Below are 17,174 nucleotides of genomic sequence, written 5' to 3'. Positions count from 1 at the left end.
GGGAGCATGGCCGCGTGACCCAAATGACCGACCGTGGCCTGTCGTTGCCGCTCCTGCTCTCCCGCGTGCGTGACCGCTCTCCGGGGCCTGCTGCCTGCTTCTTCGGCGGGATCCTCGCGGCCGGGCTGGGGCTCGGCTCGTCCGCAGTGCTCGTCATGGTGCTGTGGATCAGTTCGCCCTATCCGGACAGCGGTCCCGGCGGGGCTCTGCACGCCGCCGCCGCGCTGTGGCTGCTCGCGCACGGCGCCGAGGTCATCAGGACGGACACGCTCTCCGGGACCCCGGCGCCGATCGGTGTCGCGCCACTGCTCCTTCTGGTGCTTCCGGTGTGGCTGCTGCACCGTGCGGCGCGTGACGCGGTGGAGGGCGAGGACGACGGGGACGCCCCGCAGATGGCCTGGCGGACAGCGTGGTGCGGGGTCGTGGTCGGGTACCTGCTGGTGGGCGGCGGCGCCGCGTTCTACGCGTCGGGCGGTGAGCTGCGGCCGTCCTGGCCGAGCGTCACCGCGCATCTGACGGTCGTCGCCGTGGCCGCCGCGGGCGCCGGGATCTGGACGGCCCACGGCCGCCCGCGCGCCCCGCTGCCGGCACTCCTGCGCCGTCGTCTCGACGCTCTCCCGGACGGCAGGCGCGAGATGTTCGTACGACGTCTGCTGCCGGTCGCCGCGCGGGCCGCGGCCGCCGGGGTACTCATGCTCGTGGCGGGCGGCGCGCTGGTCGTGGCGGCGTCGACGGTGTGGCACGCGGAGGCGGTGCGGCATTCGTTCGAGCAGATGACGGACGTGTGGTCGGGACGGCTCGCGGTGCTCCTGCTGGCCGCCGCGCTGGTGCCGAACGCGGCGGTGTGGGGCGCCGCGTACGCGCTCGGGCCCGGCGTCGCGCTCGGCGGGGGAAGCGTGGCCGGGCCTCTCGGGGTGTCGTCGGGTCCGCTGCTGCCCGCGTTCCCGCTGCTCGCGGTGGTGCCGGAGCCGGGTCCCGGGTCGCCGCTCACCTGGTCGTCGGGGGCGGTGCCGGTCGTGGCCGGGCTGACGGTGGCGTGGTTCGTGGCGGGGGCGGCGGCGCCCCGGCACGGGGAGCGGGACGAGGCGTGGTCGCGGGGGAGTACGGCAATGGCGGTGGCCGTCGCGGCGGTGCTGTGCGGGCTGCTCTTCGCGGGGCTCGCGATGGCGGCCGGCGGGCCGATGGGCGTCGCGGGACTCGCGGAGTTCGGGCCCGTGGGGTGGCTGACGGGGCTCGCGGCGACGGGGTGGACGGCGCTGGTGGGGGTGCCGGTGGCGGTGGGACTGCGGGCCCGGCGGGTCAGGGTGCCGCGTGACGAGCGGGTCGGTGAGCCGCTTGAGGGGCGGGCCGGGGAACCGCTCGAGGAGCGGGCCCCGTCGTGGTGGCGGCGCCCCCGGATCCCGTCCCCGAAGAGCTGGCTGCCGCGTCGGAGCCGGGAGGGGGCGACTCGGGCCGGGCAGGCGAAGTCGGCCGACGCCGCGTTCGAGCCGTACGACTTCTTCCCCGCGGACCCGTTCTCAGCGGACCCCTTCCCGGACGGGCCCTGGCCGGTCGAGGCCACGAGGGAAGCGCGCTGGGCAGCGCTCAAGGAGGCGTCGGACACGAGCAGGGACACGGACCCGGACGAGGGTGCCGGTGAGAGCGGAGGCGCGGCCCCCGAAGAACCGCCGGACCCGTCCTAGTCGCGCGTGCCGAGCAGTGTGCGCAGTTCCTTCGGGAGCTTGTCGTTGCACGCCTTCTGGGACGCGCTGGTCAGCGCGTCGTTCACGCACGTGTAGTAGTCGCTGTAGACCAGCTGTGCCGTGAACGTGGCGGCGACCAGTGCCAGGGCGAGGGAGCCGGTGACCAGGCCGCTGACGGCCGCCGTGGTCTGCGGTCTCGATCCGGCGGCGGGACCCGTGGGGGCCGGGGCGTCCGGGTTCGGCTTGCGGGGCTTGGCGCGCAGGGCGCTGATGCCCCAGTACAGGGCGAGCGCGCCGAGCAGCAGCGCCACGTAAGGCCAGCTGAACAGGGCGAAGAAGAAGCCCCACATGCCGGAGAGCAGGGCGAAGCGCGCGCGGCGCTGGGCCGGGTCCGTCGGGTCCCAGCGCATGCCGGAGCCGGGTCCCTGGGGGCCTTCGGGTCCGCCCTGGCCGCCGGGTCCGCCGCCCTGCCCGGGGCGGTCGCCGAAGCCGCCGCCCTGGGCGCGGCCCGGCTGCCGGTCGCTCCACTGACCGCCCCACGGGTTCCGGTCCCCGCCCGAGCCGTCGCCCTGCCCGTCCTGGCCGCCCTCGGGGCGGCGCGGCTGCCACGGGCGGTCGGGTGAGCCCTCGGGCGGCGGCGCGAACGGGTTGTCGTCCTCGGAGGACTTGGAGGGCTTGGAGAGCTTGGACGACTCGGGGGACTCGGGGGACTTCTTGGGGGAATCGGAGGACTTGGGCGGTGTGTCCTGGGGCGGAGGAGGCGTGGGACGGCCTTCGCGCAACAGGGTCGAGCCGGCGGGCAGCAGCGGCAGGCGGAGGCTTCGGTCCGGCATCAGGTGTGCGTCTTCCCCTAGGTCGATCGTGGCGCGGCTGCGGGTGAGCCCGTCCTGAAGTGAACGTCCCGCGAGCGGGCGGCGTTCCTTCGGTCGGCGAATCCGCCACAGACGCTACCTTCCGGCCGCGCCCCCGTCCCGTGGGGGCCGCTCCATGTGCCGGTATCGTTGCTGACGGTCGACCGCTTCGTAGAGTTCCCCGTATCGGGAACCATGAAGCCTTTGTGCGACCCTACAAACGCACTCCCGAGAAAGGCCCTCGCTGTGGCCAAGCGGCTCGTCGTGCTGGTCTCCGGATCAGGCACGAATCTGCAGGCTCTGCTCGACGCCCTCGCGGCCGAGGGCGCGGAGGGTTACGGCGCCCAGATCGTGGCCGTCGGCGCCGACCGTGACTCCATCGCCGGGCTTGAGCGCGCCGAGCGCGCCGGGCTGCCCACCTTCGTCTGCCGGGTGAAGGACTTCGCCACCCGCGAGGAGTGGGACCGGGCGCTCGCCGAGGCCACGGCGGCGTACGAGCCGGACCTCGTGGTCTCGGCCGGGTTCATGAAGATCGTGGGCAAGGAGTTCCTCGCCCGGTTCGGCGGGCGGTTCGTGAACACGCACCCCGCCCTGCTCCCCAGTTTTCCCGGGGCCCATGGTGTGCGCGACGCGCTCGCGTACGGCGCCAAGGTCACCGGATGCACCGTCCACTTCGTCGACGACGGCGTCGACACCGGCCCGATCATCGCTCAGGGCGTGGTCGAGGTCCGGGACGAGGACGACGCGAGCGCTCTGCACGAGCGCATCAAGGAAGTCGAGCGCAGGCTGCTCGTCGATGTCGTGGGGCGTCTGGCCCGCAACGGCTATCGCATTGAGGGACGAAAGGTAGTTATCCAGTGACCGCCGAGAGCAACAAGCGGCCCATTCGCCGGGCGCTCGTCAGCGTCTACGACAAGACCGGTCTGGAAGACCTCGCGCGCGGGCTGCACGAGGCGGGCGTGGAGCTGGTGTCGACCGGCTCGACCGCGGCGAAGATCGCCGCCGCCGGGGTTCCCGTCACCAAGGTCGAGGAGCTCACGGGCTTCCCCGAGTGCCTCGACGGGCGCGTCAAGACGCTGCACCCGAAGATCCACGCGGGCATCCTCGCGGACCTGCGTCTGGAGGACCACCGGCGCCAGCTCGCCGAGCTCGGTGTGGAGCCCTTCCAGCTTGTCGTCGTGAACCTGTACCCCTTCAAGGAGACCGTCGCCTCGGGCGCCACTCCCGACGAGTGTGTCGAGCAGATCGACATCGGCGGCCCCTCGATGGTGCGCGCCGCCGCCAAGAACCACCCGTCGGTGGCCGTCGTCACCAGCCCCGCCCGGTACGCCGACGTCCTCTCGGCCGTCCGCGACGGCGGCTTCGACCTGACCGCCCGCAAGCGTCTCGCCGGTGAGGCCTTCCAGCACACGGCGGCGTACGACGTCGCGGTGGCGTCCTGGTTCGCCGACGGCTACGCGGCTGCCGACGAGAGCGGCTTCCCCGAGTTCCTCGGCGCGACGTACGGGCGCAAGAACGTTCTGCGCTACGGCGAGAACCCGCACCAGGGCGCGGCCCTCTATGTGGACGGCACTGGCGGTCTCGCGGAGGCCGAGCAGCTGCACGGCAAGGAGATGTCGTACAACAACTACACGGACACGGACGCCGCGCGCCGTGCCGCGTACGACCACGACGACCCGTGCGTCGCGATCATTAAGCACGCCAACCCGTGCGGTGTCGCGGTCGCGTCGAGCGTCGCCGAGGCGCACCGCAAGGCGCACGCCTGTGACCCGGTCTCCGCGTACGGCGGTGTGATCGCCGTGAACCGTCCGGTCACCAAGGAGATGGCCGAGCAGGTCGCGGAGATCTTCACCGAGGTCATCGTCGCGCCCGAGTACGAGGACGGCGCGCTCGAGGCCCTCACCAAGAAGAAGAACATCCGCGTGCTGCGCGCCCACCAGGGTCCGTCGGCGGTCGTCGAGACGAAGCAGATCGACGGCGGCGCGCTCCTCCAGGTCACCGACCGCGTCCAGGCCGACGGCGACAACCCGGCGAGCTGGACCCTCGCCACGGGCGATGCGCTGTCCCCGGGCGAGGTCGACGAGCTGGCGTTCGCCTGGAAGGCGTGCCGCGCGGTGAAGAGCAACGCGATCCTGCTGGCCAAGGACGGCGCCTCGGTCGGCGTCGGCATGGGCCAGGTCAACCGTGTCGACTCCTGCAAGCTGGCCGTGGAGCGCGCGGGCGCGGAGCGGGCGCGCGGCTCCTTCGCCGCGTCGGATGCGTTCTTCCCGTTCCCGGACGGGCCGCAGATCCTGATCGACGCCGGTGTGAAGGCGATCGTCCAGCCCGGCGGTTCCATCCGTGACGAGCAGGTCATCGAGGCCGCGAGGAAGGCGGGCGTGACGATGTACTTCACCGGCACGCGCCACTTCTTCCACTGAGCGGACCCCTCGCACACGGCCGCGGGCCGTGCCTTCCCCCGTGAAGGCACGGCCCGCGGCCGTTCCCCGTGTCGCTACGGCTGTCAGGCTCTGCAGGGCCGGAGGGACCAGATGGGACAGCGAAGGGCCGCGCTCCCCTTGTGACGGGAGAGAGCGGCCCTTACGGGTGAAGGGCGGGAAACCCCTCGTTCGCTGCGAACTCGATCAGTAGCGCGGGCGGTTGAACCAGGCCGACGCCTGCGAGTTCACCATGGCGGCCATGATGATGCCGCCGATGGCCAGCGTGATGAGGGCGCTGAACACGCCGCTGCTTGTGCCGGACGCGATGTTGACGATGCCGCCGAGGATCATCAACGACGCGTACACGATGGTGGTGACACGCACGCCACTGCCGCCGGTGCTGAACTTCACGGCCAGAATGATGCCGAGCACCGCGAGGATGATCAGGATGGCAACGAAGACGAAGCCGAGGCTTGCGAGGCCGCTGGTCTTGTCACCGACGCCCGCGCTGCTGGACACGTCCTGTGCGGCACCGACGAGGAGCCCCACGGCGATCGCAGCGATGATCTGCAGGCCGGACATGATGTAGATGAGGACGCGAGCCGTGGTCATCAGGCCCGGCATCGTCATGGGCATCACGTTGCCGCCGGGGTACGCGGGCTGGCCCTGCGGGTAGCCGTAGCCGGGCTGCTGCGGGGGCTGGCCCTGCGGGTAGCCGTAGCCGGGCTGGCCCTGGGGAGCCTGGGGCGCCTGCGGCGGGTAGCCGGGCTGCTGACCCTGCGGCGGACCGTAGGGGTTGTTCGGGTCGCCGAAACTCATGGCTTTTTCCTCCGTTGTCTTAGTGCGGGGACAACGCGCGGCACCAAGTGGAGGAAAGGTCTACAGAGCGGTCGTCCCCCCGGTACTGCCCGCGGCACTGTTGCCGCTCATGGTTCTTTAGGTGCGGCTTATTTGTCCAGCCGCATTCCGTATGCGTTGTGGAAGTGCAACAACGGTGATCAAGCTGGGACGCCCGGATTGGAACCGGGGCGGTCCCATCCGCGAAGATGGGGGGCATGACCGCCCAGATTCTCGATGGCAAGGCCACCGCAGCCACGATCAAGTCCGATCTGTCCGCCCGCGTGGCGGCCCTGAGGGAGAAGGGCTTCACGCCCGGCCTCGGCACCGTCCTGGTCGGTGAGGACCCGGGCAGCCAGAAGTACGTCGCGGGCAAGCACCGCGACTGCGCCCAGGTCGGGATCGCCTCCATCCAGCGCCACCTGCCGGCCACTGCCACGCAGGAGGAGATCGAGGCGGTCGTCCGCGAGCTCAACGAGGACCCCGCCTGCACCGGCTACATCGTCCAGCTCCCGCTGCCCAAGGGCATCGACGAGAACCGCATCCTGGAGCTGATGGACCCGGCCAAGGACGCGGACGGCCTGCACCCGATGAACCTCGGCCGCCTCGTCCTGAACGAGCCGGCGCCGCTGCCCTGCACCCCCTTCGGCATCATCACGCTGCTGCGCGAGCACGGCGTGGAGATCAACGGCGCGGAGGTCGTGGTCGTCGGCCGCGGCGTCACCATCGGCCGCCCGATGCCGCTGCTGCTCACCCGCAAGTCCGAGAACGCGACCGTCACCCAGTGCCACACCGGCACCCGTGACCTGGCCGCCCACCTCAAGCGTGCCGACATCGTCGTCGCCGCGGCGGGCGTCCCGCACCTGATCAAGCCCGAGGACATCAAGCCGGGCGCCGCCGTGCTCGACGTCGGCGTCTCGCGCGACGAGAACGGCAAGATCGTCGGCGATGTCCACCCGGGCGTCACCGAGGTCGCCGGGTGGATCTCCCCGAACCCGGGCGGCGTCGGCCCCATGACCCGCGCCCAGCTCCTCGTGAACGTCGTCGAGGCCGCCGAACGGAACGCGCATGGTGTCGGCTGAGGCCGGCGCCGGCACCCCGGATGGCGCCGAGGGTGCCGAGGGTGCCGTGAGCGCGCCAGGCGCTGACGGGCAGCCGCGGCGCGCCTCGCGCCGGTTCCCGCTCTTCACCAAGGACACCGCGCGCCCCGAGGGCGGCGGCCGCGCGGCGCCGGGCGACGCCCCGGCCCCGGCGCGGCAGTGGCCGATCCTCGCGGTGATATCGCTGGTGGGCGTCGGACTGCTGCTCACCGCGTTCGACGTGTTCCGCGTCGGGACGCTGCTGATCGGCGTCGCCCTGATCGGCGGTGCGGTGCTGCGCTGGACGCTCCCGTCCGTGGGCATGCTCGCGGTGCGCTCCCGTTTCACCGACATGGTGACGTACGGGTTCCTGGGCGTCGTCATCGTGCTGCTCGCGCTGATGGTGCAGCCCGAGCCCTGGCTGACCATCCCGTTCCTGAACGACACGCTGCACTTCACGATCAGCTGACGCCCGCAGCGCGCGCACAAAGGCGGCGCCCGTCCTCTCCCCCGAGGGAGGACGGGCGCCGCCGGTCTTTGGGGTCCGGGTCGTCCACGTGGGCCGCACCCTCGCCGTGGAGATCTCCTCGCCGTGGTCTCCAGAGTCATGGACGCGTCAGGCGTCCTTCAAGGTTGAGCGGGCCGCTGTGGCACGGAAGTGACCATTCCGCCACGGTGTGCGAGGACGGCAACGATCGGTCCGCCGAACGCTTCCCGTAATGCGCCATTCCTCCTGTGTCGAAGTGTGTTGATGTATCGACAAGTTCGCGGATTTACCGTCTGTTGCCTCAACGGCGGGGTTAACGTGGGCAATCGGGACGGTCCGGGGCGACCCAGGCGCTGAGCTGGGGCGTTCGGAGTTCCGCGCGGGGGTGGGGGACCCCGGTGGGACACTGGACCGCGGGTCTCCGGTCGTGCAACGGTGCACGCCGGCGGGCCGAACGCCGTCGAATGCCCCCGTGCGCCCCCGCCTCCGGAACTGACATCCTGGCTTCGCGCATCCCACTGGGTAGCCAGAGTGGGCCGGCGGAGCCAACTCCGGCCGGGGGGCGGCGCGAGGGGTGCGGCGCGGCGCGGGGGATCAGGGCACGTATGGGGGGAATAGGGGGAAGCAATGCCTCGTTGGAGGGCGCTACCGGATGAACTCGACCCGCAGGTCAGGGAGTTCGCAAGCCAGCTCCGCAGGCTCGTCGACCGCAGCGGACTGAGCATCGCCGCGGTCGCGGACCGCACCGGGTACAGCAAGACGTCCTGGGAGCGGTATCTGAACGGCCGGCTGCTCGCGCCCAAGCGCGCGATCGTGACCCTGGCCGAGGTGACGGGCACCAATCCGGTCCATCTGACCACCATGTGGGAGCTCGCGGAGCGCGCCTGGAGCCGCTCCGAGATGCGTCACGACATGACGATGGAGGCGATACGGATCTCCCAGGCGCGCGCAGCGCTCGGGGAGTTCGGACCCACGGCCACGAAGAACGGCAAGAACGGCAGCGCGGGCGGCGGCAGCAGGACGGCGGCCAGGCCGTCCGGCGGCGGCGCGACCGGCGTCGCGGGGCCCGCGGGCGTCGCACCGACCGTGCCGCCACAGGGGCAGGCTCCCCTGGCGGACTCGCTGCCGTACGGGAGCGAGAGGGAGCAGGGGTTCCGCCCGGGGGAGCGCGCCGGGGGAGGAGTTCCGTATGCGGACGGGGCGGGGGCCTATGCGGGCGGCGGCGGCCGCGGGCCGGCCGGGCAGCCGGGGACCGGCGGCGGTTCGCCGGACCGGCAGCGGCGCAAGCGCCGGCTGACGATGTTCCTCGCGGGCGTCGTGGGCGCGCTCGTCGTCATCGCCGCGGCCGTGTACCTCACGGACGCGGGCAGGGGCGACAAGGACGACAAGGCGAAGCCGGAGGCGACGCCGACCAGCAGCGCCCCCGAACTGCCCGCGGGAGTTCAGTGCAGCGGCAAGGACTGCACCGGCAAGGACCCCGAGGCGATGGGCTGCGGCGGCGAGTTCGCGCAGACCACGGACTCCGTGCTCGTGGGTCAGGCCAAGATCGAGGTCCGCTACAGCAAGACGTGCGGGGCCGCGTGGGCGCGCATCACTCAGGCGGCGCCGGGCGACGAGGTCCGGATCCAGCAGGCCGGCACCACCGGTGTGCAGAAGGGCACGGTCAACGCGGACTTCGACGCGTACACCCCGATGGTGGCCGTCACGAAGGCGAGCGAGGCGAAGGCCTGCGCGACGCTGAAGGCCGGCCAGAAGGGCTGCACGCAGTAACGGCGCAGGCGTCGTGAAATTCAATGCGATATGGGGGGCATGCCTGCCCCGGTCCGGGGCAGGCGGAGCAGTACCCCCACGGGAGTCGTCACCAAGTGGCACCCCCCACAGGCGGCCGTCTGCCCACCTCTCCCGAGCAGGCGGCCGCCTGCCGTTGCGTCACCTCTCGTGTCGCGACGCCTCTCCCGTCGCGTCGCCTCCCGCTGCGGAGAGTGGGTGTTCTGTGGGGCGGGCCACATGCACCCGGAGGTGCGGGGGGTCCGGGGCGCGATAGCCTGACGGGCGGATCTCTTGATGCCGAGAGATCGATCAAAAAAAGCCCTGCTGTCATACGGAGAACGCCATGACCCGCACTCCCGTGAACGTCACCGTCACCGGCGCAGCCGGCCAGATCGGCTACGCACTGCTCTTCCGCATCGCCTCCGGCCAGCTGCTCGGCGCGGACGTGCCGGTCAACCTGCGCCTCCTGGAGATCACCCCGGCGCTCAAGGCCGCCGAGGGCACCGCCATGGAGCTCGACGACTGCGCCTTCCCGCTGCTGCAGAACATCGAGATCTCGGACGACCCGAACGTCGCGTTCGACGGCGCCAACGTCGCCCTCCTCGTCGGCGCCCGCCCCCGCACCAAGGGCATGGAGCGCGGCGACCTGCTCTCCGCCAACGGCGGCATCTTCAAGCCGCAGGGCAAGGCGATCAACGACAACGCCGCGGACGACATCAAGGTCCTCGTCGTCGGCAACCCGGCCAACACGAACGCGCTCATCGCGCAGGCCGCCGCCCCGGACGTACCGGCCGACCGCTTCACGGCCATGACGCGTCTGGACCACAACCGCGCGCTCACGCAGCTCGCGAAGAAGACCGGCACGACGGTCGCGGACATCAAGCGCCTCACCATCTGGGGCAACCACTCCGCCACCCAGTACCCGGACATCTTCCAGGCGTCCGTCGCGGGCAAGCCGGCCATCGAGGCCATCGGCGGCGACGAGCAGTGGCTGGCCGACGAGTTCATCCCGACCGTCGCCAAGCGCGGCGCCGCGATCATCGAGGCCCGTGGCGCGTCCTCGGCCGCCTCGGCCGCGAACGCCGCGATCGACCACGTCCACACGTGGGTCAACGGCACCGCCGAGGGCGACTGGACCTCCATGGGTATCCCGTCGGACGGCTCCTACGGCGTCCCGGAGGGCCTGATCTCCTCCTTCCCCGTCACCACCAAGGACGGCAAGTACGAGATCGTCCAGGGCCTGGACATCAACGAGTTCTCCCGCGCCCGCATCGACGCGTCGGTGAAGGAGCTCGAGGAGGAGCGCGCCGCGGTCCGCGAGCTCGGCCTCATCTGATCCACGCGTCCCGCAGGTACCCGTAGGTCACCTGCACGCGGCTTCACCCGCGCCCCCGTCCGTCCGGTCGATCCGGAGGGGCGGGGGCGCGGTGTTTGTGCGCGGTGTTTGTGCGCGGTTTGTCTGTACAGGGCATGTTTGCATGGGGCATGTACCCCGAGTAGCGATGCCAGTGGTGACATTTCGGACTTACTCGCCATGTATGCCGTGACACGGACCACTTTCGGCCACGGGTTGTGCATGCTTTCCGATCCCAGGGGCAGGGGGTTCCGACGTCGCAAGCTCTCCGTGAAAAGGGAGTTCCGCGATGTTCAGGGGGACTGTTCGGGAACGGAAGGCAAAACGGGACGTGTCTGAAAACCAGAGCATTTTTGTGGACGGAGAGTGGCGCAGCGCCGCCTCCGGGGCCACGCGCGAGATTCTCGACCCGGCGGATGCCCAGCCGTTCGCACTGATCGCCGAGGGCGGCACGCAGGACGCGGACGCCGCGGTGGCCGCCGCCCGCCGCGCCTTCGACGAGGGAACGTGGCCGGCGACGCCCGTCGCCGAGCGCGCCGCTCTGCTGCGCCGCGTCGCCGATCTCCTCGTACGCGACCGGGAGAAGATCGGTCTGCTCGAGAGCCGCGACGCGGGCAAGACCGTCGAGGAGGGGCGCGTCGACGTCGACTGTGTCGCCGACGCCTTCCGGTACTTCGCCGATCTGGTCGTCGGAGAGGGCGGCGGACGCGTCGTCGACGCCGGGTCCGACGAGATCCACAGCGTGGTCGTGCACGAGCCCGTCGGCGTCTGCTCCCTGATCACCCCGTGGAACTACCCGCTCCTCCAGGCCAGTTGGAAGGTCGCCCCGGCTCTCGCCGCCGGAAACACCTTCGTCATCAAGCCGAGCGAGATCACGCCACTGACCACCGTGGTCCTCATCGAGCTCCTGGCGGAGGCCGGCCTTCCCGCGGGCGTCGCCAACATCGTGACCGGACCGGGCCACACCGTGGGCGCCCGGCTCGCCGAGCACCCGGACGTCGACCTCGTCTCCTTCACCGGCGGCCTGATCAGCGGCACGAAGGTCGCGCAGGCCGCGGCCGCCGACGTGAAGAAGATCGCCCTCGAACTGGGCGGCAAGAACCCGAACGTCGTCTTCGCCGACTCCTGCGAGACCGAGGAAGGCTTCGACACCGCCGTCGACCAGGCGCTGAACGCCGCCTTCATCCACAGCGGACAGGTCTGCTCCGCCGGTTCCCGGCTCATCGTCGAGGAGTCCGTGCGCGAGCGCTTCGTCGCCGAACTCGCCCGCCGCGCCGAGAAGATCAGGCTCGGCCGCGGCACCGAGGACGGCGTCGAGTGCGGCCCCCTCGTCTCCGCGCAGCAGCGTGACAAGACCGAGTCGTACGTGGCGTCGGCCCTCGCCGAGGGCGCCGTGCTGCGCAGCGGCGGCAAGCGGCCCGAGCCCAGCGAAGTACGGCCCGCCGACGGGTACTTCTACGAGCCGACCGTCCTCGATCAGTGCCACCGCGAGATGCGCGTCGTCCGCGAGGAGGTCTTCGGGCCCGTCCTGACGGTCGAGACGTTCCGCACCGAGGACGAGGCCGTCGCGCTCGCCAACGACACCGAGTACGGGCTCGCCGGCGCCGTCTGGACCGCCGACGCGGGCCGCGCGCGGCGCGTCGCCGGACGCCTTCGCCACGGCACGATCTGGATCAACGACTTCCACCCCTACCTCCCGCAGGCGGAGTGGGGCGGCTTCGGCAAGAGCGGCATCGGCCGCGAGCTGGGCCCGGCCGGGCTCGCCGAGTACCGCGAGACCAAGCACGTCTACCAGAACCTGGCGCCGAAGCCCGTGCGCTGGTTCGCGGGCTGACCACTCACCCTTCGCACCGGGCTGACCACCCGTTTCTTTCGCGCTGGGCCGGCCGACCGCACTTCGCACTGCCCATTACGCGCAGAACCTTGGAGTTGACGCATGCCTGAGAAGTCCGTGAACACGTACGACTACGTCATCGTCGGCGGAGGTACCGCCGGGTCCGTCATAGCCTCCCGGCTGACCGAGGACCCCGGCGTCACCGTCGCCGTCATCGAGGGCGGCCCCAGCGACATCGACCGGGACGACGTCCTGACGCTGCGCCGCTGGCTCGGCCTCCTCGGGGGCGACCTCGACTACGGCTACACCACCACCGAGCAGCCGCGCGGCAACTCGCACATCCTGCACAGCCGCGCCAAGGTGCTCGGCGGCTGCTCGTCGCACAACACGCTCATCTCGTTCAAGCCGCTGCCCGGCGACTGGGACGAGTGGGCCGCGGCCGGCGCCGAGGGCTGGGACCACAAGGCGATGGACCCGTACTTCGGCAAGCTGCGCAACAACATCGTGGCGGTCGACGAGAAGGACCGGAACGCGATCGCCCGCGACTTCGTCGACGCCGCGCTGACCGCCACGGGCGTGCCGCGCGTGGACGGCTTCAACAAGGCGCCGTTCAAGGACGGCGTCGGCTTCTTCGACCTCGCGTACCACCCGGAGAACAACAAGCGCTCCAGCGCCTCCGTCGCCTATCTGCACCCGCACATGGAGGCCGGTGACCGGCCCAACCTGACGCTCCTCCTCGAGACTTGGGCGTACCGGCTGGAGATGGACGGCACGCGGGCGCGGGGCGTCCACGTGCGGACGAAGGACGGCGGGGAACTGCTCGTCGAGGCGCGGCACGAGGTCGTCGTGTGCGCCGGCGCCGTCGACACGCCCCGGCTGCTCATGCACTCCGGCATCGGGCCGAAGGCCGACCTGGAGAAGCTCGGGATTCCGGTCCTGCATGATCTGCCGGGCGTCGGCGAGAACCTGCTCGACCACCCCGAGTCCGTGATCGTGTGGGAGACGGACGGGCCGATCCCCGACAACTCCGCCATGGACAGCGACGCGGGCCTCTTCGTGCAGCGTGATCCGGAGGCGAGCGGGCCGGACCTGATGTTCCACTTCTACCAAATCCCGTTCACCGACAACCCGGAGCGCCTCGGCTACGTCAGGCCGGAGCACGGGGTGTCCATGACGCCGAACATCCCCAAGCCGCGCAGCCGCGGCCGCCTCTACCTGACCAGCGCGGACCCGGAGGAGAAGCCCGCCCTCGACTTCCGTTACTTCACGGACGAGGACGACTACGACGGCCGCACGCTGGTCGACGGCATCAGGATCGCGCGGGAGATCGCGAAGACCGAGCCGCTCGCCGGCTGGCTCAAGCGCGAGGTGTGCCCCGGGCCCGACGTCGTGGGCGACGAGGAGCTCGGCGAGTACGCGCGCAAGGTCGCGCACACCGTCTACCACCCCGCCGGGACCTGTCGCATGGGCGCGAAGAATGATGAACTCGCCGTCGTGGACCCGGAGTTGAGGATCCGGGGCCTGGAAGCGATCCGCATTGCCGACGCGTCCGTCTTCCCGACGATGCCGGCGGTGAACCCGATGATCGGGGTGCTCATGGTCGGGGAGAAGTGTGCCGAGCTGCTGGGTGGTGATGCGTGATGAGTACGAACACGATGGCGAACGCTGAGGTGACGGACGCGCAGGCGGGATCGCCGGTGTTCTCCGTGAACAACCTGTGGAAGGTCTTCGGTCCGAAGGCCGACCGGGTGCCGGGTGACGCGGAGCTGGCCGGTCTGAGCGCCGCCGAGCTGCGCGCCCGCACCGGGTGCACGGCCGCCGTGCGCGACGTCAGCTTCGACGTGCGCAAGGGCGAGGTCTTCGTCGTCATGGGCCTCTCCGGCTCCGGCAAGTCCACCCTCGTGCGCTGCCTGACCCGGCTCATCGAGCCGACCTCCGGCGGCATATCCATCGACGGCGAGGACGTCCTCGGCATGGACAAGGGGCGCCTGCGCGAACTGCGCCGGCACCGCGCCGCCATGGTCTTCCAGCACTTCGGGCTCCTTCCGCACCGCACCGTGCTCGACAACGTCGCGTACGGCCTGGAGATCCAGGGCATGGGCCGTGCCGAGCGGCGCGCCAAGGCGGCGGCGGTCGTCGAGAAGGTCGGCCTCGAAGGTCTTGAGCAGCGGCGACCCGGGCAGCTGTCCGGCGGTCAGCAGCAGCGTGTCGGGCTCGCGCGCGCCCTCGCGGTCGATCCCGAAGTGCTGCTGTTCGACGAGCCGTTCAGCGCCCTCGACCCGCTGATCCGCCGCGACATGCAGGAGGAGGTCATCCGGCTCCACCGTGAGGAGGGCCGGACGATGGTCTTCATCACGCACGACCTCAACGAGGCGCTGCGGCTCGGCGACCGGATCGCGCTCATGCGCGACGGCCGGATCGTGCAGCTGGGCACGCCCGAGGAGATCGTGGGCTCGCCCGCCGACGACTACGTACGCGAGTTCGTCCGGGACGTGCCGCGCGAGCAGGTCATGACGGTGCGCCGCGCGATGCGCCCCGCCGACGCCGACGAGGAGGGCCGCGGCCCGGCCATCGCGCCCGGCGCGACCGTGTCGGAGGCGATCGAGGCGGTCGCCAGGACCGGGTTCGCGGTGCGGGTCATGGACGAGGGGCGCTGCCTGGGCGTCGTGGACCACGCGCGGCTGCTGGGTGTGGTGGCGGGGACGGACGGGTCCTCCGGGGAGGGGTTCTCCGGGGAGGCGGACGTGGCCGGGGCTGACGCTTCTGGTTCGGGTTCCGGTTCGGCCGGGGCTGACGCTTCTGGTTCCGGTTCGGCCGTGGCAGGCGCCGGCGTCGACGCGCCCGCGCCCGTCACGCCGCCGGGCGAGGAGGTCGCCTGATGGCTGCCGCCAGTACCGCCACCGCGGCGGACACTCCGCGCTTCGGCGCGCTCCTGCGCAACCGTGTCCTCGGCAAGCTCCTGCTGCTCGCCGTCGTCGCGGCCGTCCTCGTACCGATCGTGAACGCCAAGTGGGCAAGCGGCAGTTGGCCGCACGCGCTCACCGTCGATCTGACCGGACCGCTGGGGAAGACCAGTGACTGGATCATCGACAACCGGGACAGCCACCCGCTGTTCCTCTACTTCTTCGGCCACGTCAGCAACGCCGTCGTCGTGAGCGTGCGCGGCGTCTACCTGGTGCTCCTCGCGGCCGGCTGGGCCGGCGTCACCGCCGCGGCCGGGCTCATCGCCTGGCGGGTCGCGGGCCTGAAGCTCGCGGCGTCCGCAGTCGTCGCGATCCTCGTGTGCGGCTGGTTCGGCATGTGGGTGCCGACCATGCAGACCCTCGCGCTGATGATCGTCGCGGTCCTCGCCTCGGTCGTGCTCGGCATGCTCCTGGGACTCGCGGCCGGACTCTCCGACCGCACGTACCGGGCGCTGCGGCCCGTCCTCGACACGATGCAGGTCTTTCCCGCGTACGCGTACCTGCTGCCTGTCGTCCTCGTGTTCGGCATCGGCGTGCCCGCGGCCGTCCTCGCGACCGTCGTCTACGCCGCCCCGCCGATGGCCCGTCTGACGGCGCTCGGCCTGCGCGGCGCCGACGGCGGCGTGATGGAGGCCGTCGCCTCGCTCGGCGCGACCGCGCGTCAGCGGCTCCTGACGGCCCGTCTCCCGCTTGCCCGCAAGCAACTCCTCCTCGGGCTCAACCAGACGATCATGATGGCGCTCTCGATGGCCGTCATCGCGTCGGTGATCGGCGCGGGCGGCCTCGGCGACCGCGTGTACCAGGCACTGGCCTCCGTGGACGTCGGCGCGGCCCTCGCGGCCGGCATCCCGATCGTGCTGCTCGCCGTGATCCTGGACCGTACGACGGCCGCGGCGGGGGAGCGGCTCGGCGCCGCCGAACCCGACGGCCGCCGCCTGCACGGCCCGTACGGCTGGGGCGTCGCCGCGGTTCTCACGGTGGCCGTCGCCCTCGTGGCCCGTCTCGCGGACCGGATCGACTGGCCCGAGACCTGGACCGTGAACATCGCGGACCCGGTCAACAACGCCGTCGACTGGATGACCGACCACCTCTACTCCGGTGTCCCCTACATCGGCGGAACCGCCGACTGGGCCGGGCACTTCACCACCTGGGTCCTCGACCCGCTGCGCGACGGGCTGCAGTGGCTGCCCTGGTGGTCCGTGCTCCTCATCGTCGCCGCGCTGGCCTGGCTGATCGGCACCTGGCGGACCGCCGTGACGGCTGTGCTCGCCATGGCCGCGATCGGTGTCCTCGGTGTGTGGAAGCCCTCGCTCGACACGCTGTCGCAGGTGCTCGCGGCCGTCGCCGTGACGCTCGTCGTCGGCTTCGCGGTCGGGATCGCGGCGGCGCGCAGCGCGCGACTCGAACGCCTGCTCAGGCCCGTGCTCGACGTCTTCCAGACGATGCCGCAGTTCGTGTATCTGATCCCGGTGGTCGCGCTGTTCGGCGTCGGCCGCGCCCCCGCGGTCGCCGCCGCCGTCGTCTACGCGCTGCCGGCCGTCATCCGCATCACCACGCAGGGACTCCGCCAGGTCGACGGGGCCGCCATGGAGTCGGCCCGGTCGATGGGCGCGACGAGTGGGCAGCAACTGCGCCAGGTCCAGCTGCCGCTGGCCCGGCCCGCGCTGCTCCTGGCCGTGAACCAGGGTGTCGTCCTCGTCCTCGCCGTCGTGATCATCGGCGGTCTGGTGGGCGGTGGCGCGCTCGGCTACGAGGTCGTGTTCGGCCTCGCCCAGGGCGACCTGGCGACCGGGCTCGTCGGCGGCGCGGCGATCGTGTGCCTCGGTCTCATGCTCGACCGGGTCACCCAGCCGACCGAACGCCGCGCGAAGAAGGGAGCGTGATCGCGATGCGAGCA

General features: G+C 71.5%; 12 protein-coding genes and 1 pseudogene. 11 read left to right on the top strand and 2 right to left on the bottom strand.

Annotation, left to right across the window (positions count from 1 at the left end; translation table 11 throughout):
• Positions 1 to 23: 23 nt before the first annotated feature.
• Positions 24 to 1,274 (top strand): annotated as a pseudogene (locus tag OHA58_RS13645) (DUF6350 family protein); the annotation flags it as partial.
• A gap of 404 nt (positions 1,275 to 1,678) precedes the next feature.
• Here OHA58_RS13645 and OHA58_RS13640 read toward each other — a convergent pair.
• Complete coding sequence (locus OHA58_RS13640) at positions 1,679 to 2,515, bottom strand: hypothetical protein (RefSeq protein ID WP_405478946.1); 837 nt, start codon at positions 2,513 to 2,515, stop codon at positions 1,679 to 1,681.
• A gap of 213 nt (positions 2,516 to 2,728) precedes the next feature.
• Between OHA58_RS13640 and purN the strand changes: the two genes are divergently transcribed.
• Entirely contained in the window at positions 2,729 to 3,394 is a 666-nt protein-coding gene (gene purN / locus OHA58_RS13635; RefSeq protein ID WP_405478945.1) for a phosphoribosylglycinamide formyltransferase, read from the top strand.
• On the top strand, positions 3,391 to 4,953 hold the full coding sequence (gene purH, locus OHA58_RS13630; protein WP_405478944.1) for a bifunctional phosphoribosylaminoimidazolecarboxamide formyltransferase/IMP cyclohydrolase: 1,563 nt from the start codon (positions 3,391 to 3,393) through the stop codon (positions 4,951 to 4,953). Before purN ends, purH begins: the two co-directional genes overlap by 4 nt.
• A gap of 204 nt (positions 4,954 to 5,157) precedes the next feature.
• On the opposite strand, the gene OHA58_RS13625 is transcribed toward purH, so the two are convergent.
• Positions 5,158 to 5,772 (bottom strand): hypothetical protein, encoded by a 615-nt coding sequence (locus OHA58_RS13625; protein WP_405478943.1) that lies wholly within the window; start codon positions 5,770 to 5,772, stop codon positions 5,158 to 5,160.
• A 236-nt stretch (positions 5,773 to 6,008) separates the two neighbouring features.
• Between OHA58_RS13625 and OHA58_RS13620 the strand changes: the two genes are divergently transcribed.
• The 8 genes from OHA58_RS13620 to OHA58_RS13585 all read left to right on the top strand — a co-directional run bounded on the left by OHA58_RS13620 (position 6,009) and on the right by OHA58_RS13585 (position 17,160).
• A complete protein-coding gene (locus tag OHA58_RS13620) occupies positions 6,009 to 6,872 on the top strand; it encodes a bifunctional methylenetetrahydrofolate dehydrogenase/methenyltetrahydrofolate cyclohydrolase (RefSeq protein ID WP_405478942.1) in 864 nt (287 codons plus the stop codon).
• Complete coding sequence (locus OHA58_RS13615; protein ID WP_405478941.1) at positions 6,859 to 7,338, top strand: DUF3017 domain-containing protein; 480 nt, start codon at positions 6,859 to 6,861, stop codon at positions 7,336 to 7,338. The genes OHA58_RS13620 and OHA58_RS13615 overlap by 14 nt, the downstream gene beginning before the upstream one ends.
• Before the next feature lie 645 nt (positions 7,339 to 7,983).
• Positions 7,984 to 9,126 (top strand): XRE family transcriptional regulator, encoded by a 1,143-nt coding sequence (locus OHA58_RS13610; protein WP_405478940.1) that lies wholly within the window; start codon positions 7,984 to 7,986, stop codon positions 9,124 to 9,126.
• Positions 9,127 to 9,469: 343 nt separating this feature from the next.
• Positions 9,470 to 10,462: a malate dehydrogenase gene (locus OHA58_RS13605; protein ID WP_405478939.1), complete on the top strand. Its 993-nt coding sequence runs from the start codon at positions 9,470 to 9,472 to the stop codon at positions 10,460 to 10,462.
• 349 nt (positions 10,463 to 10,811) lie between these two features.
• Positions 10,812 to 12,314: an aldehyde dehydrogenase family protein gene (locus OHA58_RS13600; protein ID WP_405478938.1), complete on the top strand. Its 1,503-nt coding sequence runs from the start codon at positions 10,812 to 10,814 to the stop codon at positions 12,312 to 12,314.
• 102 nt (positions 12,315 to 12,416) lie between these two features.
• Entirely contained in the window at positions 12,417 to 13,955 is a 1,539-nt protein-coding gene (locus OHA58_RS13595; protein ID WP_405478937.1) for a GMC family oxidoreductase, read from the top strand.
• Positions 13,955 to 15,193 carry a glycine betaine/L-proline ABC transporter ATP-binding protein gene (locus OHA58_RS13590; protein WP_405478936.1) on the top strand — a complete coding sequence of 413 codons (1,239 nt, stop codon included), beginning with the start codon at positions 13,955 to 13,957 and terminating at the stop codon, positions 15,191 to 15,193. Before OHA58_RS13595 ends, OHA58_RS13590 begins: the two co-directional genes overlap by 1 nt.
• Positions 15,193 to 17,160 (top strand): ABC transporter permease, encoded by a 1,968-nt coding sequence (locus tag OHA58_RS13585; RefSeq protein WP_405478935.1) that lies wholly within the window; start codon positions 15,193 to 15,195, stop codon positions 17,158 to 17,160. Before OHA58_RS13590 ends, OHA58_RS13585 begins: the two co-directional genes overlap by 1 nt.
• Positions 17,161 to 17,174: the final 14 nt, after the last annotated feature.

This window comes from Streptomyces sp. NBC_00009, assembly GCF_045040855.1.
Lineage (GTDB): Bacteria > Actinomycetota > Actinomycetes > Streptomycetales > Streptomycetaceae > Streptomyces > Streptomyces aureus.
This window is presented reverse-complemented; position numbering and strand designations above follow the sequence as displayed.